The sequence below is a fragment of the Actinomadura sp. 6N118 genome, from assembly GCF_044326415.1.
GTDB lineage: Bacteria > Actinomycetota > Actinomycetes > Streptosporangiales > Streptosporangiaceae > Spirillospora.
Window position 1 is genome coordinate 1 of sequence record NZ_JBIRAZ010000032.1, and the last position, 21,854, is coordinate 21,854.

The 21,854-nt window shown below is 67.9% G+C and carries 18 protein-coding genes; 13 read left to right on the forward strand and 5 right to left on the reverse strand.

Annotated elements, in window-relative coordinates:
- Positions 1–2,729 (forward strand): DNA-directed RNA polymerase subunit beta (gene rpoB / locus ACH34W_RS49125; RefSeq protein WP_395968172.1); only part of this gene is annotated, 2,729 nt, incomplete at its 5' end.
- A gap of 101 nt (positions 2,730–2,830) precedes the next feature.
- Here rpoB and ACH34W_RS49130 read toward each other — a convergent pair.
- A complete protein-coding gene (locus ACH34W_RS49130) occupies positions 2,831–3,109 on the reverse strand; it encodes an ASCH domain-containing protein (RefSeq protein ID WP_395968256.1) in 279 nt (92 codons plus the stop codon).
- 106 nt (positions 3,110–3,215) lie between these two features.
- Positions 3,216–3,422 carry a hypothetical protein gene (locus ACH34W_RS49135; RefSeq protein WP_395968173.1) on the reverse strand — a complete coding sequence of 69 codons (207 nt, stop codon included), beginning with the start codon at positions 3,420–3,422 and terminating at the stop codon, positions 3,216–3,218.
- A gap of 147 nt (positions 3,423–3,569) precedes the next feature.
- Between ACH34W_RS49135 and ACH34W_RS49140 the strand changes: the two genes are divergently transcribed.
- Positions 3,570–4,625 (forward strand): carboxymuconolactone decarboxylase family protein, encoded by a 1,056-nt coding sequence (locus ACH34W_RS49140; protein WP_395968174.1) that lies wholly within the window; start codon positions 3,570–3,572, stop codon positions 4,623–4,625.
- Between the two features lie 321 nt (positions 4,626–4,946).
- Positions 4,947–5,372, forward strand: coding sequence for a hypothetical protein (locus tag ACH34W_RS49145; RefSeq protein ID WP_395968175.1), 426 nt, complete (start codon positions 4,947–4,949; stop codon positions 5,370–5,372).
- 383 nt (positions 5,373–5,755) lie between these two features.
- On the opposite strand, the gene sigJ is transcribed toward ACH34W_RS49145, so the two are convergent.
- Positions 5,756–6,646 (reverse strand): RNA polymerase sigma factor SigJ, encoded by an 891-nt coding sequence (gene sigJ / locus ACH34W_RS49150; protein ID WP_395968176.1) that lies wholly within the window; start codon positions 6,644–6,646, stop codon positions 5,756–5,758.
- 252 nt (positions 6,647–6,898) lie between these two features.
- Between sigJ and ACH34W_RS49155 the strand changes: the two genes are divergently transcribed.
- Positions 6,899–9,037, forward strand: a complete 2,139-nt coding sequence (locus ACH34W_RS49155; protein ID WP_395968177.1) for an MMPL family transporter — start codon at positions 6,899–6,901, stop codon at positions 9,035–9,037.
- Positions 9,038–9,155: 118 nt separating this feature from the next.
- On the opposite strand, the gene ACH34W_RS49160 is transcribed toward ACH34W_RS49155, so the two are convergent.
- Positions 9,156–9,977 (reverse strand): helix-turn-helix domain-containing protein, encoded by an 822-nt coding sequence (locus ACH34W_RS49160; RefSeq protein ID WP_395968178.1) that lies wholly within the window; start codon positions 9,975–9,977, stop codon positions 9,156–9,158.
- Positions 9,978–10,077: 100 nt separating this feature from the next.
- On the opposite strand from ACH34W_RS49160, the gene ACH34W_RS49165 reads away from it, so the two are divergent.
- The 9 genes from ACH34W_RS49165 (at position 10,078) to ACH34W_RS49205 (ending at position 21,312) form a co-directional block, all read left to right on the forward strand.
- Positions 10,078–10,815 (forward strand): SDR family oxidoreductase, encoded by a 738-nt coding sequence (locus ACH34W_RS49165; protein WP_395968179.1) that lies wholly within the window; start codon positions 10,078–10,080, stop codon positions 10,813–10,815.
- Between the two features lie 25 nt (positions 10,816–10,840).
- Entirely contained in the window at positions 10,841–11,656 is an 816-nt protein-coding gene (locus tag ACH34W_RS49170) for an SDR family NAD(P)-dependent oxidoreductase (protein ID WP_395968180.1), read from the forward strand.
- Positions 11,657–12,398: 742 nt separating this feature from the next.
- On the forward strand, positions 12,399–13,067 hold the full coding sequence (locus tag ACH34W_RS49175) for a helix-turn-helix domain-containing protein (protein ID WP_395968181.1): 669 nt from the start codon (positions 12,399–12,401) through the stop codon (positions 13,065–13,067).
- A 77-nt stretch (positions 13,068–13,144) separates the two neighbouring features.
- Positions 13,145–13,765, forward strand: coding sequence for a TetR/AcrR family transcriptional regulator (locus ACH34W_RS49180; RefSeq protein ID WP_395968182.1), 621 nt, complete (start codon positions 13,145–13,147; stop codon positions 13,763–13,765).
- 153 nt (positions 13,766–13,918) lie between these two features.
- Positions 13,919–15,793: an FAD-dependent oxidoreductase gene (locus tag ACH34W_RS49185; RefSeq protein ID WP_395968183.1), complete on the forward strand. Its 1,875-nt coding sequence runs from the start codon at positions 13,919–13,921 to the stop codon at positions 15,791–15,793.
- A 150-nt stretch (positions 15,794–15,943) separates the two neighbouring features.
- On the forward strand, positions 15,944–16,924 hold the full coding sequence (locus ACH34W_RS49190; RefSeq protein ID WP_395968184.1) for a hypothetical protein: 981 nt from the start codon (positions 15,944–15,946) through the stop codon (positions 16,922–16,924).
- Positions 16,925–17,094: 170 nt separating this feature from the next.
- The gene (locus ACH34W_RS49195) at positions 17,095–18,465 is read left to right on the forward strand and encodes a PucR family transcriptional regulator (RefSeq protein WP_395968185.1); all 1,371 of its coding nucleotides are present in this window, start codon (positions 17,095–17,097) and stop codon (positions 18,463–18,465) included.
- A 9-nt stretch (positions 18,466–18,474) separates the two neighbouring features.
- Positions 18,475–19,761: an oxygenase MpaB family protein gene (locus ACH34W_RS49200; protein ID WP_395968186.1), complete on the forward strand. Its 1,287-nt coding sequence runs from the start codon at positions 18,475–18,477 to the stop codon at positions 19,759–19,761.
- A gap of 78 nt (positions 19,762–19,839) precedes the next feature.
- Positions 19,840–21,312 carry a flavin-containing monooxygenase gene (locus ACH34W_RS49205; protein ID WP_395968187.1) on the forward strand — a complete coding sequence of 491 codons (1,473 nt, stop codon included), beginning with the start codon at positions 19,840–19,842 and terminating at the stop codon, positions 21,310–21,312.
- A gap of 25 nt (positions 21,313–21,337) precedes the next feature.
- On the opposite strand, the gene ACH34W_RS49210 is transcribed toward ACH34W_RS49205, so the two are convergent.
- Positions 21,338–21,838 carry a DinB family protein gene (locus ACH34W_RS49210; RefSeq protein ID WP_395968188.1) on the reverse strand — a complete coding sequence of 167 codons (501 nt, stop codon included), beginning with the start codon at positions 21,836–21,838 and terminating at the stop codon, positions 21,338–21,340.
- Positions 21,839–21,854: the final 16 nt, after the last annotated feature.

The window sequence follows — 21,854 nt, forward strand, 5'->3', positions numbered from 1 at the left end:
CCTCCGGTCAGGACGATGCGCTGCTGGACATCTACCGCAAGCTGCGTCCGGGTGAGCCGCCGACCAAGGAGTCGGCGCAGACGCTGCTGGAGAATCTGTATTTCAATCCCAAGCGGTATGACGTGGCGAAGGTCGGCCGCTACAAGATCAACAAGAAGCTCGGGCTTGACCTGGACATGAACCAGGGCACCCTCACCGAAGACGACATCGTCACCACGATCGAATATCTGGTCCGCCTCCACGCGGGCGAGCAGGAGGGGACGCTGGGCGTTGCCTCCGTGCCGATCGAGGTGGACGACATCGATCACTTCGGCAACCGTCGTCTGCGGACGGTGGGTGAGCTGATCCAGAATCAGGTGCGTCTGGGTCTGGCCAGGATGGAGCGGGTCGTCCGTGAGCGGATGACCACGCAGGACGTTGAGGCGATCACGCCGCAGACCCTGATCAACATCCGGCCGGTCGTGGCCTCCATCAGAGAGTTCTTCGGCACCAGCCAGCTGTCGCAATTCATGCAGCAGAGCAACCCGCTGGACGGCTTGACGCACAAGCGTCGTCTGTCGGCGTTGGGTCCGGGTGGTCTGTCGCGTGAGCGGGCGGGCATGGAGGTGCGTGACGTTCACCCCTCGCACTACGGCCGCATGTGTCCCATCGAGACACCCGAAGGCCCCAACATCGGCCTGATCGGGTCGTTGGCGGCGTTCGGGCGGGTCAATCCGTTCGGGTTCGTGGAGACTCCGTACCGCAAGGTCGAGAACGGTGTGGTCAGCGAGCAGATCGACTACCTGACCGCGGATGAGGAAGACCGCTTCGTCGTCGCCCAGGCCAACTCCCTCATGGATGAGCAGGGAGCGTTCGTCGAGCGGAAGGTCCTGGTCCGCAAGAAGGGCGGCGAGGTCGATCTCGTTCCCCCAGCGGAGGTCCACTACATGGACGTCTCCGCGCGGCAGATGACCTCGGTCGCCACGGCGATGATTCCGTTCTTGGAGCATGACGACGCCAACCGTGCGTTGATGGGCTCCAACATGCAGCGCCAGGCGGTCCCGCTGCTGCGCAGCGAGGCGCCGCTGGTGGGCACCGGCATGGAATACCGCGCCGCCGTCGACGCCGGAGACGTGATCACCACCGAGAAGGCCGGCGTGGTCGAGGAGGTCTCCGCCGACTACATCTCGGTCATGAACGACGACGGCACGCGGATGACGTACCGCGTGACGAAGTTCAAGCGGTCCAACCAGGGCACCTCGTACAACCAGAAGCCCATCGTCGCTGAAGGCGACCGAGTCGAGGCCAACCAGGTCATCGCCGACGGTCCCTGCACCGACCAGGGCGAGATGGCGCTCGGCAAGAACCTCCTTGTGGCGTTCATGCCGTGGGAGGGTCACAACTACGAAGACGCGATCATCCTGTCGCAGCGTCTGGTGCAGGACGACGTCCTGTCCTCGATTCACATCGAGGAGCACGAGGTCGACGCGCGCGACACCAAGCTGGGGCCCGAGGAGATCACCCGGGACATCCCGAATGTCTCCGAAGAGGTCCTGGCCGACCTGGACGAGCGCGGCATCATCCGCATCGGCGCCGACGTGGCGCCCGGTGACATCCTGGTCGGCAAGGTCACCCCGAAGGGGGAGACCGAGCTGACCCCCGAAGAGCGGCTGCTGCGCGCGATCTTCGGTGAGAAGGCGCGCGAGGTGCGCGACACCTCGCTGAAGGTGCCGCACGGCCAGCAGGGCAAGATCATCGGTGTCCGGGTGTTCTCCCGCGACGAGGGTGATGAGCTGCCGCCCGGTGTCAACGAGCTGGTCCGCGTCTACGTGGCCCAGAAGCGCAAGATCACCGACGGCGACAAGCTCGCGGGCCGGCACGGCAACAAGGGCGTCATCTCCAAGGTGCTGCCGGTCGAGGACATGCCCTTCCTCGAAGACGGCACCGCCGTCGACATCGTCCTCAACCCCCTGGGTGTGCCCGGCCGCATGAACGTCGGCCAGGTACTCGAAACCCACCTCGGCTGGATCGCCGCCCAAGGCTGGGACATCAGCGGGGTGGAGGAGGAGTGGGCCGACCAACTGCGCGCGAACGGCTTCGACCACGTCGAGCCGCGCACCAACATGGCCACGCCGGTCTTCGACGGTGCCAGCGAAGAGGAGATCACCGGCCTGCTGGAGAGCACCCTGGTCAACCGCGAAGGCGACCGGATGGTGATGCCCAGCGGCAAGGCGCGGCTGTTCGACGGCCGTACCGGCGAGCCCTTCCCCCACCCGATCTCGGTCGGCTACATCTACATCCTCAAGCTCCACCACCTGGTCGACGACAAGATCCACGCTCGTTCGACCGGTCCGTACTCCATGATCACCCAGCAGCCGCTCGGCGGTAAGGCCCAGTTCGGCGGCCAGCGCTTCGGTGAGATGGAAGTGTGGGCCCTGGAGGCCTACGGCGCCGCCTACGCGCTGCAGGAGCTGCTGACGATCAAGTCCGACGACGTGCTCGGCCGCGTGAAGGTCTACGAGGCCATCGTCAAGGGCGAGAACATCCCCGAGCCCGGCATTCCCGAGTCCTTCAAGGTCCTCATCAAGGAAATGCAGTCGCTCTGCCTCAACGTCGAGGTTCTGTCGAGCGACGGCATGTCCATCGAGATGCGAGACACCGACGAGGACGTCTTCCGCGCTGCGGAAGAGCTCGGCATCGACCTCGCCCGTCGCCCCAACGAAGGGGCGATGAACATCGACGACATCTGATGCACATCGATGACATCTGAGGAACGTCGATGACATCTGAGGAATGACACACCGGCCCGAGAACCGTCCGCTGAGACAAGCGGCAGGCTCTCGGGCCGGCGTCACTTGCGATCACCTGGCTGTTTGATCGCCCTACGCAACTCCTGACGGCTCTCGCCCAGTTCACTACCGATCGAACGCGGGTCTTCGTTCTCCAGCATCTCCTCGAACGAGGGATACTCCGTCACCCGCGTGACCTTGGTCATGAGCCGCCTGTCGCCGGAGACGAACGCCAGGTCCTGCCCAGCGTGGATCTTCCTCATGTTCGAGCAACCGACACGCACCTCAACCGTCTTGACGCCCTCCTCGATCAGATCCAGGTACGGACGCCAGATGTTCAGGCTCGGACGTGCTGGTCTCGCTCATCGTCATCACCTCGCTTGCGTGGCGTGTCGGTAGGTCTCCTGCGTCGCCTTGATCTACCACCACCGACGTTGAACTGGCAGGTCAACGCTCCGCACGGACGCGCAACTCCAACAGCAGGGACGCTAGATCGTCCAATGGCACGTTCGGGCTGATCAGGACACCCATGGTCGACGCGTCGGCCCACGCACAGATCCCGGTCTTGTTCTGTTTGGTCAAGTTGCCGCAGCGGATGACGCCCCCCCAGGTGACCTGGAGGATGGTCCTGGGCGTCGGAGACGCCGTTGGCATGGAGGAAACCGTCGACCGTCGTCGAGGGCGTCAAGGCGGGCGCGAGCGCGGGGATGGGCCCCTCGCATACGCCTGCCCTTGCCGAGTCCCGGGCCACCCTCTAGCCTCCTACTTACTATAGATAGACTTCAGTAAGGGGCGGGGTCCATGCACCATCGCGAATTCTGCAACGACATCGACCCCGTCTGGCGCATCCCCGCGCTGCTGGGCACGCTGAAGCCAGACGCGACCGCCCTGCTCGACACCGCCAACGAACGCGCCTGGCAGGCCGTTGATCCGGTGCTCCTCGAACAGGTCCGGTTCCGGGTCGCTTCTCTCATCGGCAACCACGCGGGACTGGCGCGGCGCTCACGGACCGCCCGCGAGCGAGGCCTGACGGAAGCGAAGATCGCAATACTGGACGACCACGCCGACCACGACGCGTTCTCCGAACAGGAGAAGGACTGCCTGACCTTCACCGAGCAGTTCGTGATCGACGTCAGCGGCACGACGCGGGCCCATGCCGCCGCGCTTGGGCGGCACTTCACCGACGACCAGGTCCGCGGCTTCGTCGTCGCGCTCTACGTCACCGAATGCACCCAGCGGCTGGAGATGGCGTCGCCGGCGCTCCTGTCCACCCGGCCCCACGAGAGCCACCTTGTGCCGGTCGCGACCAGAACGACCCGCCCCCATGAGGGCCCTGCGGATCCTCTCGAGAAACTTCACCAAACCCTCAGGCGCTACCAGGACACGGTGGTACGAGGGACGGCCCTGGATCCGGTGACCACCGAGCTGGTGCGGCTTCGCTGCGCCCGCACACATGACTGCCGCATCTGCAAGACGCTGCGTCTCGCCGATGCCCAGGCCGCCGGTGCCGACGACGTCATGACCTCGAAGGTGGATTTTTACGAAAACAGCGACCTCGACGAACGCACCAAGACCGCGCTTCGCATCACCGACGCGTTCATCACCCGCCCCGACACGCTCACCGAGCGCGTCGTCGACCAGGCACAAGCGGCATTCTCACGGGAAGAACTGGCAGAACTCCTCCTTGACATCACCAAGTGGAGCACCCAGAAGATCCACGTGTCGCTCGGTACCGACTCGGCCGACGCACTGCCCAAGAACGAGCAGGGCCTGAGCTTCTTCAGCTTCGGCGAGGACGGACGTCCGGCCGGCTTCTCGGCGACGCGGGCGGAGCGTAGCCAGACGCACAGGGCGTAGTTGTCACCCAGTCCCGGTAGCCATTGCTCCAGGCTGGTGCGGACCAGGTCCTGCTTTGACGGCTGACCATTTCCGGTAGGTGACCACATCCGGTCAGGCCGGGTTGGCGTCGACCAGTCCAGCGAGGTCAGTGGGGCGCCGGGCCCAAGGGTGAGAGCCGTGACGAATTGGATCTTGACACCACCTCACGGGGAGGTGCCTTATGTAGTGGATCATGAACGCGCCGGGCCTGCCAGGCCCGGTGAGAAGCCGGGGAGCCGCCCGGCATTCGGCGTTCTGTTGATCGAGTCCCATTCGCGAATCTCACAAGGAGACTCAACTTTGCGCTCTTCGAGCCGGGCCCTGTTCGCCGCAGCGGTCGCCGCAGTGTTGGTCGTGCTCACCCCGACCGCCGCGTTCGCCGCCTATTACGGCAGAGAGACGGACTATGCGGCCAACTGGGCTCCCGCAGACGTCGACCAGCACTGGACCTGCAAGGGAATGACCGGAGTCCTTGTCTGCTTCACGGGATTCGGCGACTACATCAAGGTCTACGACGATAAGAGCGATGGCTACGCCGCAGCCGCCGATTGGGACGACGTGGACTCGAGCAGGTCGGGCAGCTGCGTCAGCAAGCTGGGTTCGGGGTCGAGGGGGACGTGCAGCAAGAACTTCACCGAAGGCCACACCATTCGCCTCCGAGCCGCACGCTACAACAGCGGTAACCCGGTGGACCACTCGGCCTGGATCGACATCAACGTCAGCTGAGCTCGATCTTTCGCCCGACGTCAGGCCCGTTCCCCAAGTGGGAGCGGGCCTGAGTTCGTCGGTGGGTCTTCTCGAGGCCGTCACGCACGGAACGACGACACCCCAGTGGGAGGGCGACGTCGTCGACGGGCATCGAATTGTGTGGCTGCCTACCAGGGGCATGCGCCAGCCACTCGCGGCTCCACTGGGGGCTGAAGCTGTACCTGGCATACCTGTCCGCCGCACGCCAACTCGGCATCACGACCCCGGCGCCGCGCGGAAGGTTGCGCCAGCTGCTGGCCGCGATCACGGACCGAACATGACCCTCGCGGCTGGCCCAGCGTCTAGAGCCTCACGGACTCCGACGCTGCGCACGCCACCGGCGTGACTGACGGCGTCAGGCCTCAGTCCAGGTCCGGGACTCGTGCCAGCTTGTCTGGGTTGCGCACCACGTCGATCGCGATGATCCGCCCGGCGTCCATGGTGAACGCGGCGACCGTCAGGACGCCGTCGTCTTGCCGGACCACCAGCCCCGGGGCGCCGTTGACATCGACGAGACGCGCGTTCATTGGGCCCCGGCCATAGCTGAGCAGTGCGGCGGCCACCCTTCTGGCCCCCCGCACGATGCGGGGCAGCGTGGCGATCTTGCCGCCGCCGTCGGCGCGCAGCACGACGTCCGGGTCGAGCAGCGCGACGAGTCCCGGCAGATCGCCGCCCTCGCAGGCAGCCGTGAACGCGTCGACCAGTTCCCGCTGTTCGGCTGCCGTGGCCGGGGTTCGCGGCCGCCCGCCCTCGACCTGCCGGCGCGCCCGCGAGGCGAGCTGGCGCACCGCCGCCGGTGAGCGGCCGACGGCCTCGGCGATCTCAGGGAAGGGGATGCCGAAGACGTCGTGCAGCACGAACGCGGTGCGTTCGGCGGGGGAGAGCTGCTCCAGGACGACGAGCAACGCCATGCTCACCGACTCGTCCAGCGTGACCCGGTCGGCCGGGTCGTGGGAGCGGGCCTCGACCAGCGGCTCCGGCAGCCATGTTCCGACATAGCGCTCCCGGCGTGCGCGCGCGCTGCCCAGCGCGTCGAGCGCCAGCCTGCTGACAGTGGTCGTCAGCCAGGCGGTGAGGTCACGGACCGCGCCCGGATCATCGAGCCCCCGGAGCCGCAGCCACGCCTCCTGCACGCAGTCTTCAGCCTCGACCAGCGAGCCCGTCGTCATGTACGCCACTCGCAGCAGCCGCGGCCGGTTGATCTCGAAGGACCGCGCCAGCAGCTCCTCGGCGTCCCGCTCTGTTCTTGCCATGCCCTATTGACGATACAGCCGGTCCCGGTGTGACACGGCTCCCGTCGGCGGATGTCCGAGTCACACCTCGGAGGGCTACGTCGTCAACAGGCTGCGGACGCCCAGGCCGATCTCGCAGACGCCTGGTCGATCCGACAGATGCCTAGGCCGATCCCGCGGACGCCTAAGCCGAGCCGCAGACGCTTGACGAACCTCCGGAAAGAGATCATGACGCTTACCGAGCTGAACCGAGAAGACAGCACCAGACCACCCGTGAAGCAAGGGGTGTTCGCCCGCATCGCGGGCTTCGCCCACCGCCGCAAATGGCTCGCCCTGATCCTGTGGGTGGCAGTCATGGGCGGCGCATGGACCGTCGCGTCGGTCGCGGGCGACGACTACCGCAACGACTTCTCTCTCCCCGGCACAGAGTCGCAGCAGGCGGCCGACCTGCTGGCCGAGCATGGCGCGGCCCGCGCCGGGGACACCGTCGAGATCGTCCTGCACGACGACGGCGGCCTGCGCCAGCCCGGCGTGCAGGAGCGCGTTAAGAACATGCTCGGCAACGTCGGCCGGCTGCCCAAGGTCGGCCAGGTCCACAGCCCGTACGACGGTGAAGGGGCCATCTCCAAGGACGGCACGATCGGCTACGCCACCGTGATGCTCGACGTTCCCTCGGATGACATGCCGAAAGCCGACACCCAGCGCATCTTCGACACCGCCCAGCAGGTCGAGGGCGACGGGCTCCAAGCCGAGCTGGGTGGCGACGCGGCCCGGCTGCTCGGAGAGGGCGGGACCGGCGCCGCGGAGGGCACGGGCCTGCTGGCCGCACTGGTCATCCTGGTCCTGATGTTCGGCACGGTCATCGCCGCCGGACTGCCCATCATCATCGCCCTGTTCGCCGTCGGGTCCACGGTCGGCATCATCGTCGTGGCGTCGCACGTCTTCACGATCGCCGACTGGACCCCGCCGGTGATGATCCTGGTCGGCCTCGGTGTCGGCATCGACTACGCGCTGCTGATCTTCGCCCGCTACCGCGCCGAGCTGGTGCGCGGCACGGAGCCGGAACGCGCCACCGTGAACGCGATGGACGCCGCGGGCCGTTCGGTCTTCTTCGCCGGCTGCACGGTCATCCTGGCACTGCTCGGCCTCGTCGCCCTCGGCCTCGGCTCGCTGCAGGGCATGGCGCTGTCGGTCGCGCTGACCGTCCTGGTGACCATGCTCGCCGCGCTGACCCTGCTGCCCGCGTTGCTCGGCATCTTCGGCCGCCGCTTCGCCCGCCAGTTCACCCAGCGTGCCGAGCGGCGGCAGGCCAAGGGCAAGGCCGCCGAGGGCACCGCCTGGCGCCGGCTCGCGGCCGTGGTGCAGCGGCGCCCCCTGGCCGCCCTGCTGACGGCGGGGGTGCTCCTCGGCGCCCTTGTCTTCCCGGCGTTCGGGATGCGGCTCGGCTTCTCCGACGCGGGCAGCGACGCGCCCGACACCACCAGCCGGCAGGCGTATGACCTGCTCTCCGAGGGATTCGGCCCCGGGTTCAACGGCCCGCTGCTGGTGGTGACCGACGGCGGGTCGGGCGGTGCCCCGCAGGCCGCCGCCACGGCTGCCCGGGCGCTGAGCGGAACGCCGGGTGTCCGGGCCGCCGCGGACCCGATGCCCACGCCGGACGGCAAGGCCGCGACCGTCCTCGTCTTCCCTTCCTCCGCGCCGCAGGACAAGGAGACGTCCGATCTCGTCGGCACCCTGCGCCACGAGGTATTGCCGAAGCTGTCCGCGCAGAACGGTACGCAGTATCTGGTCGGCGGAGCCACGGCCGCGTCCGAGGACTACTCCGGCAAAGTCGCCGACCGGCTGCCGCTGTTCATGGCCATCGTCGTCGGCCTTTCGGTGCTCCTGCTGATGGCGGTGTTCCGCTCGGTGCTCATCCCGCTGAAGGCCGCGCTGCTGAACCTGCTCAGCATCGGTGTCGCGCTCGGCGCGATGAAGCTCGTGTTCCAGGACGGCTGGTTCGGCGTGGAGCCCGGCCCGATCGAGGCGTATCTGCCGGTGATGGTCTTCGCCATCGTCTTCGGGCTGTCCATGGACTACGAGATCTTCCTGATCTCCCGGATCCACGAGGAGTGGACGCGCTCCAAGGATGACCCCTCCCATGCCGTACGGGAGGGCCTGGCCCACACCGGCTCGGTGATCACGGCGGCGGGCGCCATCATGATTGTGATCTTCGGTGCGTTCATGCTCAGCCCGCAACGGCTGCTCCAGCAGACCGGCTTCGGCATGGCGGTGGCCATCTTCGTGGACGCGGTCATCATCCGCTGCCTGATCGTTCCGGCGGCGATGGAGCTGATGGGTCACCGCGCCTGGTGGCTGCCGGCACCGCTGGCCCGGCTGCTGCCGAAGGTGGAGCTGGAAAAGGGAGCCTGACGAGCATCTGCGGCGGGGTGCGGACTGGAGTCCGCACCCCTGACAGGCAAAGGCAGCAAACACGGTCCTCGGCACCGCACTGCAAGGGTGCGGTGTCGAGTCGGTGGTCGCGACCGCGCTATTGGTCGGCGGTCGCGGCGAGGGTGCCGAGCAGCGCGAGCGCATCCGCGCTCGCGGAGCCGGGCTCGGCGTGGTAGACGACGAGCTGCTGCCCGGGTGCGGCCCGTACGTCGAAGGCATGCATGCGCAGCGTGAGTTCGCCGACGTCGCGGTGGCGGAAGGTCTTCACCTCGGCCCGTTTGCCCCGGGCCTCGTTCGCCTGCCACAGCTCGGCGAACTCCGGACTGTGCTCCAGCATCGAACCGAGCACCTCCCGTACGCGCGGATGGTGCGGTTCCTGCCCGTACAGCAGCCGGAAGCCGGCAACGGTGTTGACCGCAGCGGCCTCCCAGTCCTTGTAGAAGCAGCGCGCGTCCGGGTCGAGGAACAGCTTGACCAGCAGGTTCGCCCCGCCTCGGAACTCTTCGAAGAGCGCGTAGCCGAGCCGGTTGCCGGCGAGCACGTCGTAGGCCCGCCCGAGCACCAGCGCCGGGTTGTCCGGCCAGCCGTCCAGCAGCTGCAGCAACTCGGGATCCGCGCGCTCGGGGGTAGACCGCGCTGGCCGCGGGGTCAGCCCGGCGAGCCGGAAGAGGTGCGACCGGGCGTCGTCGTCGAGGTGGAGTACGGTCGCCAGCGCGTTCAGCACCTGCGGTGACGGGTTTCGTTCCCGCCCCTGCTCCAGCCGCACGTAGTAGTCCGCGCTCACGCCGGCCAGCAGCGCGACCTCCTCACGCCGCAGCCCCGGCACCCGCCGCCGTGGTCCCGCGGGCAGGCCCGCGTCTTCGGGGCGTACGCGCGCCCGTCTACCGCGCAGGAAGTCACCCAGGTGCCGCTCGGTCATGCTTTCAGGGTAGGCGGGCACGGGCGGCCAAGGGTGGGTGCGGTACTCCCATGCACACGGCGGCCTGGAGCGGAGCAAGCAGCTGCCCGAGTCTCGAAGCATGACAAAGACATCAGAGCAGAAGGTCGTACTGGTGACCGGCGCGAGCAGCGGCATCGGCGCGGCCACCGCCCGCACACTCGCGACCGCCGGACACCACGTGATCCTCACCGCCCGCCGCACCGACCGGATCAAGGCGCTCGCCGCCGACCTGACCGCGGCCGGCCACTCCGCCGAAGCCCGCCCGCTCGACGTCACCGACAGTGCCGGCTTCCACGAGGTGACCGAGGAGGTGGTGAACTCGTACGGCCGACTCGATGTGCTGGTCGCAAACGCCGGAGTCATGCTCCTGTCCCGGCTGGACGCACTCCTGGCCGAGGAGTGGGACCGGATGCTGAACGTCAACATTCGCGGCCTCCTCCACGGCATCGCCGCTGCCCTGCCGACCTTCCGCCGTCAGGGAAGCGGCCATTTCGTCACGGTCGCCTCGATCGGCGCCCACCAAGTCGTGGAGACCTCCGCGATCTACTCCGCGACCAAGTACGCCGCGTGGGCGCTCACCGAAGGGCTGCGGCTGGAATCCGAGCCGGGCATCCGGGTCACCACCATCTCACCAGGCGTGGTCGATACCGAGCTGGCCCACCACATCACCGACCCGCTCGCCGCCGAGGCGATGCGCACGTACCGCGCCGCCTCGATTCGCCCGGAGGACATCGCGAACGCCATCACGTACGCCCTCGCCCAGCCCTCCGACGTCGACGTCAACGAGATCGTTCTCCGCCCGTCCGCCCAGCGCTGACGGACTTCTCTCAAAGGACGGCATGATGAGTAAGACCTGGTTCATCACCGGCGCTGCCCGCGGCTTTGGGCGCGCGTTCACCGCCGCCGCACTGGAACGCGGCGACCGCGTGGCGGCGACCGCGCGGAACCTCGCAGCCCTCGACGACCTGGCGACCAAGTACGGGGCGGACCTGCTGCCGCTCCGGCTCGACGTGACCGGACGCGCCGACGTCACCGAAGCGGTCCGGCGCGCCCACGCGGAGTTCGGCCGGCTCGACGTGGTCGTCAACAACGCCGGATACGGCCACTTCGGCATGGTGGAGGAGCTCTCCGAAGACGATCTCCGCGACCAGATGGAGGCCAACCTGTTCGGTGCGGTCTGGGTGACTCAGGCGGCCGTGCCGCTGATGCGTGCCCAGGCAAGCGGCCACATCGTGCAGGTCTCCTCCATCGGCGGCGTGGGGGCCTTCACGAACCTGGGCGCGTACCACGCCTCCAAGTGGGCCCTCGAGGGGATCAGCGAATCGCTCGCGCTCGAAGTAGCCGCCTTCGGCATCAAGGTCACCCTGGTCGAGCCGGGCGGGTTCGCCACCGATTGGGCAGGCGCATCGGCCCACCGTTCCCTGGCACTGCCGGAGTACGACGGCGTACGCGAGGCGGCCGCCGTGCGCCGCAGCGCACAACCACCAGGCCACCCCGACGCCGCGGCCCTGGCCCTGCTGGAAGTGGTGGACGCGGCCGAACCGCCGCTGCGGGTGCTCTTCGGGGCCGCCGCACCGGGGATCGTCACCGGCATCTACGAGCGGCGGCTCGCGGATTGGAAGCAGTGGGAGCGGCTGGCGTACGAAGCACAGGGATGACCGATCCGGCCGACGGAAGCGTGGCCCTGTCTCTTGACCCTGGCAAGCCCGCAGCACCACTTGCATGAACAGCCTGAGGTTTGCATCGCGTCACAGCAGGCCTGACCTGGTGAACGAGAGTCGGCTTCGAACTTCGACCGCGGTGCAGGCGGCATGGGCGCGCGACAAGCCGGCGCCGGGCCATCAACTCGGGTGGGGCGTGTTCGCGTGCTCGGCCATACGGCGCAGCAGCTCGACGAGGTGCCGACGTTCGGCCTCGGTGAGCCGGCCGAAGACGTGCTCGCCTACGTCTTGGGCAGTACCTCGACGCTGCCCGCACGCAGGGCCGCAGCCGTCCCCATCCTGCAAGCCGCCAAGGCCGACCAGGCCACTGCGGGTGCTCGATCCAGGGCCGTTCCGCATGGCTGGGGCGAGCGGCCAGGATCGACCGACCGTGTGCCGTGTGCCGCAGACGTGGCGTCGTGGGCCGATCCAGAATGGGGGTCCTCGCCAGTATTTGCTGGCAAGTCACCAAGGGGGTGGCGGTGTGCGCGTCCGGTACTTCGCCTGTCCGTCCGGGACGTGGGAGCTTGCCTTCGCTCGCCCTCACGCTCGGTTGAGAGGGGCTGTCCACGGTTACCGGGGGTATTTGAGAGCGGCGGGGCCCCCGCGGCGTCGGCTCGTCATTCCTGGAGGCGGCGCGGCGCTGGTGTTCAGCTTCGATGATCGGACACAACTGAAGTTCCTGCGGTCAGATGATGCGGTGGACGACTTCGCCTCGTTCGCCGCCGGGCTGAGCGTCAAGGCCAGGGTCTGTGAGCACAGTGGAAGCCTCTACGGTGTCGAGGTGCGCCTTGCTCCCTGGGCCGCGTTCACGCTGCTGGGTGTCGACATGTACGAGCTGGCCGACTCGTACATCGAAGCAGGCCTTTTGTTGGGTGATCGTGCGAATCGGCTGATCGACGGCCTCGTGGCCTTGCCCGGCTGGGAGCAGCGGTTCGATCTGCTGGACGATGTGCTGGCCGGCTGGATCGGGCACGGCCATGCGTGGTCGCCGCGGGTCGCCTGGGCACTGAACGAACTCCGCCGGCGCAGCGGGACCGTTTCCATCCGGGAACTGGCCGAGGGCGTTGGCTGGCGGCGGCGCCAGCTGGAGTATCGCTTCCGGGAACAGATCGGGCTGTCGCCGAAGCAGACCGCGCGGCTCTTCCGGTTCCGCCACGCGGCGCAGCTGCTCACCTCGGGCCATACGCCACTGCAAACGGCCTTGATGTGCGGCTTCAGCGACCAGGCGCACCTGACGCGCGAGTTCAGCTCGATCGCGGGTCTCACTCCAGCCCGGTTCCGCGCTCAAACCCGCGGGGACGCGGATGCGGTGTCACTGGCCGAGCAGGCCACCCGCCACGTCAGGAGCATGGCTCTGACCACCTGAGGGCGAGGATGATGAGGATCGCTTACCGACATTCATGTCGGCTATGGTGAGGTAAACGAGGAAGGGAGTCAAGTCGCATGGGGGCGAATCCGCCGAAATCACGGATGCGGGGGCCGGCGCGTAAGGCGGTCATCACTGCGACGGCGTTGAAGGTTTTTGCTGACAAGGGCTATCACGGTACGTCGCTGGGGGATATCGCGGCGGCGGCCGGTGTGGCGCGGACGGTGCTGTATGACCATTTTCCGTCCAAGCGGGTGCTGCTGCTGGCGGTGATGCAGGAGCAGAACGCCGCGCTGGTGGAGTACGTCGGGGCGCGGATCACCGGGTCGGGATCGCCTGAGCAGCGCATGCGGTCGACCATCGACGCCTATTTCGGTTTCGCCCACTCCAGCCCGGCCGCGCGCAAGCTGCTGTTCGACCACTCCGCTGAGGACGATCCGGAGATCCGTACTGTGCGGCAAGGGATCCGTGAATCACGCACGCGGGCGGTGACCGCGCTGCTCGCCGGCGATATGCAGGCGGTGGGGGTGGAGCCGGGTGAGCCGATCGCCGAGGCCATGGTGGAGCTGATCATCAATGGGCTGGACGGCGTCGCGCAGTGGTGGGAGCGCCATCCCCATATGCCGAAAGAAATGCTGGTAGAGGGCGCCATGCGGCTGCTGTGGACGGGGCTGGGCAATGTAGAGCAGCACGAATGAGCCGCGTTCGATAGCGCTCATCGGCGCCCGAATTTTCTGCGGATCGGAGCCGCCGCCGGGGTTGACGCCCGGCGGCGGCTTCCTCATAGTGGGGGATCACTCAACCGACAGATGTGTCGGTTATGGCGCCACCCCACCCCTGAGGAGTGAACCGTGGACGACACAACTCCGGACGGCACCACCTCGCACCCCACCCCCGCGCCGCAGACCCCCTCACCCGAGGGCAGCCCTGGCCTGGACCGCCGCAAGTTCGTCACTGGCACGCTGGCCGCCGCCGGAGCGGTGGCCGCCGCGGCCGCCCTGGGCGGCAACCAGCCCGCATCCGCCGCCACCTCCGCCACCGCGCAGCGGGCGCCGCGTACCCGCAGGTTCGCCGCGGGCCGGCGGGTGGCGGTGTTCGGCGGCGGTATGGGCGGCTTCACTGTGGCCCACGAGCTGGCCGAACGTGGTTTCCAGGTGACGGTGTACGAACGGAAGGCCTGGGGCGGCAAGTGCCGCAGCATGCCGGTGCCGGGCACCGGATCCGGGGGACGGCAGGATCTGCCCGCCGAGCACGGGTTCCGGTTCTTCCCCGGCTTCTACCAGAACCTGCCCGACACCATGGCGCGCATCCCGTTGCCAGGCGGAGGCAACGCGGCGGGCAACCTGGTGTCGGGCAAGGAGGTCGCCGCGTTCTACAACGGCACCAAGTTCACGCTGCCGGCCGCCGGCAGCATCGAGGGCACCCTCAGCCCCGAATCGCTGCTGGCCTTCCTCAACACCGCGATCAACGTGATCGGCGCGGTCCCGGCGTTGGAGGTCGCCTACTTCCTGCAGAAGATGATCGCGTTCGTCACCAGCGGGCCGCAGCGGCGCCTCAAGCAGTGGGAGAATATGAGCTTCTCCCAGTTCGTCCACTCCGAGAAGATGTCCAAGCCGTACCGCGAGCTGCTGGTGGACATGTTCACCGGCACCCTGGTGGCGGCCAAGCCCGACAAGGCCAACGCGCACACCATGGGCCTCATGGCCGAGGCGTGGGTCTACAGCACCCTCGGCCTCGGCGGCTACAAGGCCCCTGACCGGCTGCTGAACGCCCCCACCAACGAGGCGCTCATCGACCCGTGGATGAACCACCTGCGCTCGCTCGGCGTCACGTTCCAATCCAACGCCGCCCTTACGGGCTTCACCGTTGCCGACAAGCGCATCACCGGAGCCCAGGTCACCGGCGCGGGCGGCCCAGGCGCGATCGAAGCCGACCACTACGTGCTCGCGGTGCCGGTCGAACGCGCCGTCCCGCTCCTCAACGACGCCATCCTGGCCGCCGACCCGTCGCTGAAGTCACTGCGCGAGCTGACCACCGACTGGATGAACGGCATCATGATCTACCTGCGGCAGCCGATCAACCTGGCCCGCGGGCACGTCGCCTACGCCGCCCAGCCCTGGGCGCTCACCTCCATCAGCCAGGCCCAGTTCTGGAGGAACAAGTTCGGCACCACCTACGGCAAGGGCGACGTCAACGAGTGCCTGTCCATCGACCTGTCTGCATGGGACGTGCCCGGCATCCTGTACGGCAAGCCCGCCCGCGACTGCACCAATGAGCAGATCTTCAAGGAGGTCGTCGCCCAGCTGCGAAAGGCCATCCCCTGGGGGCCGGTCGTGCTGAACGACCTCAACATCCACTCCTACTTCATCGACCCGGCGATCACCGGCAACGGCACCCCGCAGGTCGCCAACGACGAGCCGCTGCTGATCAACAGGCCCAGCTCGTGGAACCACCGGCCCGAAGCCACCACCGCCCTGCCCAACCTCTTCCTGGCCTCCGACTACGTCCGCGCCGACATCAACCTGGCCACCATGGAGGCCGCCAACGAGGCCGGCCGCAAAGTCTCCAACGCCATCCTCGACGCCGCCGGTGTCGGCGGCAGCCGCGCCACCCTCAAGAAGCTCTACCTGCCCAATGAGTTCAAGGGCCTCTACGACGAGGACGACCGCCGCTTCAACCGAGGCGAGGCCAACGCCTTCGACCTGTGGGACCCCGCCAAACCCTGACCCTGCAGTCCGGCCCTGAGGCCCGTTGGCCGCCGCAAGCGGCCAGGCCCACCCCGCTTCCAAGGCCACGAATCCCCAGGCCGCCGCTCGCGGTCCGCAGCCAGCACTGGAGCACTGGCTCCGGACCGCGAGCGGCCGGAGGGCTCTCTCATGTCCCTGCACTTCCAGTCTCTCGCCGTGCTGTCCACCGGCATCTACTTCACCGGACAGGCCTGCTTCAAAATCGCCGCCACCGACATGCCCACGCTCGCAGGCGACCGCCCCTGGCAACTCGCCCGCGTGCTGCTCTCCCATCGCACCTGGTGCGCTGGAGCCGCGATCATCGCGATGGGAGCCTGTGTCCAGACCATTTCGCTCACCCGGCTCTCGCTGGTCGAGGCGGAGCCGATGTTCCTGGCAGGGCTCGGCGTTCTGTTCATCCTCGCCATGGTGGTCATGGGCGAAAGGCTCACGCCTCGCGAGTGGAGCAGCGTGGTGCTCCTTGCGGTCGCGGCCGCCCTCTTCACCGACTCCGCCCGCTTCATCGACCCCGCCCGCGACGCCGTTGGCGGCAACGTGGACGGCGGCGCGGTCGAACTCACCTCGGCCACCCTCAAGGCGCCCGTGGCCGAGGTGGGCTCCGCCGCGCCACCGGTGCTGGTCATCGCCGTCGCACTGCCATCGTTGTTGCTGCCGGTGATCGTGCTCCTGGCCGGTGACCTGTCCCGCAAGGGCCGGCACGCCAGGCCACTGACCGGCGTCGCGTTGGCCATCAACGTGGGGCTGCTGACCGGCACCGCCGAACTCATGCTCACAGGAGCGGCCGACCTGTTCCCCGACCCGCGAGCGCTACTCACGGCCCCCTACTTCTACGTCTTCGTCCTCACCACACCGCTGGCCCTCGGGCAGTTGCAGATCGCCTTGCAGCGCAGCCGCCTCGTGATCATCGGCCTCGTCGCCACCGCGACCGCCAAGACCTACCTGCTCCTGCTGGCCACCGTCGTCTTCCGGGAACCATGGCCGGACGGGCGCGACGTTCACATCGCGGTCGCTCTCATGGCGTCGGTGCTGGCGATCGCCGCCGTTCCACATCACGAGAGCCCCGCAGTCCACCATCGGCACGCGTTCACCCACCCGCATCGACGGACATGACCGGCGCCCCCTCAGCCCGGCAGGTCCCGGGCCCGCGAACCACCATGCCGAAGCCAAACCCCAAACACACGACCAGGCCTGAAGCCGCGACCAGCCCGGAAGATGCCACCGGGCTTGAAGACACGACCGGGCCTGGCCCGGGGAGGCGGCTGCAGGACCAGATCCAGCGTTTGAGCGAACGGATGCTGCACGAGGGGTCCACCAAACAGATCGTGACCGCGGCCACTGAAGCCGCATTGGCGCACCTGCTGCATGAGGGAGAGCCTCCCCGTGACGGGCCTTCAGCCGGCGATGTGCGCCCGGCCGCCTGTCCAGGAATCCACTACCGGGCTCCAGGCATCCTGTACCAGGCCGTCGATGAGGCGCTGCGCGGCTTCCCGGCGGCCCTGGATGCGGGCGGCACCATTCCCCCGCAGGTCAGGCGGGTCTTCACCCGCCTTGGCGAAGCCCACGCTCGGGACGGGCACGAGGTCGAGAGCCTGCAGGGAGCACTGTCAGTCGCGGCTCAAGTCACAGCACGACAGCTGACCGAGCATGCACTACAACGTGACTTCACCATCACCCGGGACGACGCAGGACGTCTGATCTCGCTCGGCCTTGCCTACATCGAGCGACTCCGGCGTACCACCGCGGCCGGGTACGCCACCGAGACCATTCCGGCAGGGTCGGACCAGAGCAGGCGCAAGCTACTCGACCTGCTCCTGAGCCGTCGTCATGAGCCTGCCGGTCCCGCCCGCCACGAGGAACTCGAACGGCTCGCCGCGCGCGCCGGCTGGGAGCCGCCTCGAAGCATCGCCGTAGTGGCCCTCAGCCCAGCGCCTCCTTCTGTTTCGCCGCCAGGTTTCCTGCCCCCGGACGTGCTGTCCATCTCGCACCTGGACGTGCCGTACCTGCTCTTCCCCGATCCCTCCGGACCTGGCAGACGAGCCATCCTCGCGCAGATCGTGGGTGACCGACCGGCGGTCGTAGGTCCCACGGTAACGCCGATCCACGCGGCGGTCTCGATGCGGCTCGCTCGCCGTGGTCTCGACCGGCTTCCGGCCACGCTCCTCACGCGCGGCTCGCCGGTGTACGTCGCCGAGCACCTCCCCGCCATGCTGCTGGTGAACAGCCCAGACCTCACCCGGTGTCTCGCCGACCAATGGCTGGCCCCACTGGACACGTTGCGGCCCACACAGCGGGACCGGCTCGCCGAGACTCTCCTGGCCTACTTCGAGTGTGGCTTCAACGCGGCCACCACAGCGGCCCGCCTGCACACCCACCCGCAAACGATCCGGAACCGCGTCCGCCAGCTCAACCAGCTCTTCGGACCTGACCTGTACGACCCGGCACACGCGCTGGACTACCTCATGGCCCTGCACGCCTGGCAACTGCAAACCGGACGAGCACCCACTCCCACATCACCGCCCCGTTCTCCCCCGGCCGACCAGAGGTCGTCAGCGCTGGAACAAGGATCTCCGCCAGGCCGACGCAGAGTGAACCGCGGCACTCTCGCCCAGCAGTGGCACCAAAACAAGGCCCGGTCGCCAACCGACTGCTAGGAGCACGCCATGCCCATTGAAGGACGCCTTCCCCACCCCGACTGGATGACCAAGCCTCCGTGGAGCATCGCGCTGCGCCTCCTCGCTCCCGGCGACATCCGCGCAACGCCCTCGCAACTCGCCGCGTTCCGCACGTTCGCCCACGCGGGTGACCCGCTCGCCGCGCAAGTGGCGGAAATGATCGCCCGAATGCCCGGATCGACCGGCCGTCGCCTGTTCGAAAAGGCGCTGCAGAACGGCATTGACTCCCTGGACAGTCCGCCGCGGGAACTGGTGGAGCTGTTCGCCGAGGTGGACGCCGTTCCCTATTGGGTGGATCCCGACCTGCTCGAACGCGGCTCCCGCGTCGTGTGCAGGACCGGCCTGCTCGGATTGACCATGGTGATGCCTTGCGCCTCGCTCTACGGCGGCTACCTGGCCTCTCGCGCGAACAAGACCCTCGTCCGCACCGGTGACCTGGAATCCATGGCCGCCCGGCGGCTCGCCGAGACCGCGAGCTGGTGGGTGGACGTCACCACGCCAGGAGGCCTGGGCCGCTACGACGCCGGTTTCAAGAACACCCTGCGCGTCCGCGTCATGCATGCCCAGGTCCGGGCCGCCATGAACGAACGCGACGACTGGGACCACGACGCCTGGGACGCCCCGATCAACCAAATCCAGCTCACCGGGACCCTTCTGCTGTTCTCCCTGGTCATGCTGCTGGGCTCGCAGGCCATCGGGCTGCGGTTCTCCTCCGCCGAACGTGCGGCTGTCCTGCACCTGTGGCGCTACGTCGGCCACCTCATGGGCGTCCACCCCGATCTGCTGCCCTCACATGAGGCAGATGCCTGGCGGCTGCTCTGGCTGGAGTCGGCCACCGAATACCTGCCCGACCAGGATTCCCAGCGCCTCGCCCGCGCCCTCATGAACGCCGCCGCCCCGCTTCTGCTCCCACCCCTGTTGAAACGTTCCGGCACCGCACGCCGCGCCCTGACCACCTACCTGATGTCCTACAGCCGCCTGATCCTCGGCCGCCGCAACGCCGACTTCCTCGGCACCCCGGATGACAGGTCCTACCGGATCGCCGTCGCCGCGACAGCCGCCGCCGTGCTCGCCCTGGAGACCGCCCGCGGAGTGATCCCCAAAGCCACCCGGCTGAGCGAACGCCTGGGCCAGCGCCACCGCACCGCCCTGGTCCGCCGCATGGTCCGCGAACAACACGGCGACGTCACCCACCACCGTCACGACGCACTGCACATCGCTGCCATCAACGGCAGAGGCATCAAACACGACACCGTCAACCATCGGTTCCTATAGCCCTGGCCCCCAATGGGCCACAGATCGCCTAGGTCCCTACGACGTACCCATCACGCAGTATGCGAAGGAGTTGACGGCATGAGACGCCGGGATGTGTCGGTCGCCATCGTCGGCAGCGGCTTCAGCGGCATCGGTCTGGCGATCCGGCTCAAACAAGCCGGATTCACCGACCTCACCATCTTCGAGAAAGCCGAGGACCTGGGCGGCGTCTGGCGCGACAACACCTATCCGGGAGCCGCCTGCGACGCACCCTCGCACCTGTACTCCTACTCGTTCGAGCCCAAGCACGACTGGTCACGGCGCTTCGCCGAACAGCCGGAGATCCTCGCCTACCTCAGGCACTGCGCCGCCAAATACAAGATCAACCCACATATCCGTTTCGGCACCGAGATCGTGGAAGCCAGATACTCCCTGGGCCAGTGGAGCGTGCGCACCGGCGACGGCGACCAGCACCGCTTCCATATGCTCGTGGCCGCCTGCGGGCAGCTCAGCAACCCCGCCCGGCCACCGATTTCCGGCCTGGACACCTTCCCAGGGCCGGCCTTCCACTCCGCCGAATGGGACCACGACCTCGACTTCACCGGACGGCACGTCGCGGTGATCGGCAACGGCGCCAGTGCCATCCAGTTCGTCCCGATCATCGCGCCGAAGACAGCGTCGCTCACGGTGTTCCAGCTGGAAGCGCACTGGATCAGCCGCAAACCCGACCGGGTCTATCCCGCCTGGCGCAAACGCCTCAACCAGCGCATACCCATCCTGCAGAAGCTGTCACGACTCGGAGTGTTCGTGTGGTTCGAGGCGCTGCTCAATCCCGCGCTCATCCGTTCCCGGCGATGGCGGCCGATCCTGTCCCCACACCTCCGAGCGTTGTGCCATGCCGCCCTCCGCCAGGTCAAGGACCGCAGCCTGCGGGAACGACTCACCCCCGACTACGAGGTCGGCTGCAAACGCATCCTGACCTCCAGCGACTACTACACCGCACTGCAATTGCCCCACGTACACCTGGAGACCAGTCCGGTCGCCGAAGTGACCATCGACGCCCTGCTCACCTCCGACGGCCGCAGCCACCGAGCCGACACCATCATCCTGGCCACCGGCTTCCGCTCCCAGGACTTCTTCGCCCCCATGCGCGTCGTCGGCCAACACGGCCTCGACCTGGAGACTGTCTGGAAGGACGGCGCCCGCGCCTACCTGGGGATGACCGTGCCGAACTTCCCTAACTTCTTCCTGATGTACGGCCCCAACACCAATGTCGGCTCTGGCTCCATCGTCCACATGCTCGAAAGCCAGATCACCTACATCACCCAGGCCGCCGAACTCCTCACCACCATTCCTGCAGCCCTGGACCTGCGCGAAGACACCCTGGAGACGTTCGATGCCGAAGTGCAGCACCGCCTGGCCGACACGGTCTGGAACACCGGCGGCTGCGACAGCTGGTACCTCGATACCGAACACCGCAACACCAATAACTGGCCAGGCTCCATGACTGAATACCGCCGCCGCACACGCCACTTCGACCCCGACGACTACACGATCATCCCCATCTCATGACCAGTCGACGAGCTCCGGAGCCGGATCAGCGGCCGGTCGTGCCGTCGATGAGTTCGCGGAGGATGTCCGCGTGGCCCGCGTGGCGACCGGTTTCCTCGATCATGTGGGTGAGTGCCCAGCGGATGCTGGGAGCGGGACTTTCCGGCCGTGGCCGGGGGAGCGGTGCGCCGAGGTTGGTGCACCGGTCGAGAACTTCGTTCGCGCGCTCGACCGTCTTTCGGTAGCGGGCGACGACGTCGGCCACGCTGTCTGCTGGTGCGGCCTGGAAGGTCGCCTGCCAGTCGGTGACGTTGTCCCCGAGGAACATCGAGCTCTCGACGAAAGTCAGGTGGTTGAGCAGGCCGAGCAGGTTCGTGCCCGACGGCACTGCGGCTGTTCGCACCTGCGGTTCGGGGGCACCGTCGACCTTCGCGGCGATCGACGTCCGCAGGTAGTCGAGGAATCCGCGCAGGACCTCGGTCTCGCTGCTTCCGGTCCGGGGTGGCGGTGTGTCGCTGCGGCGGTTGCGGCGCGGGCTGCCAGGCACCTTGGTCTCCTTCTTG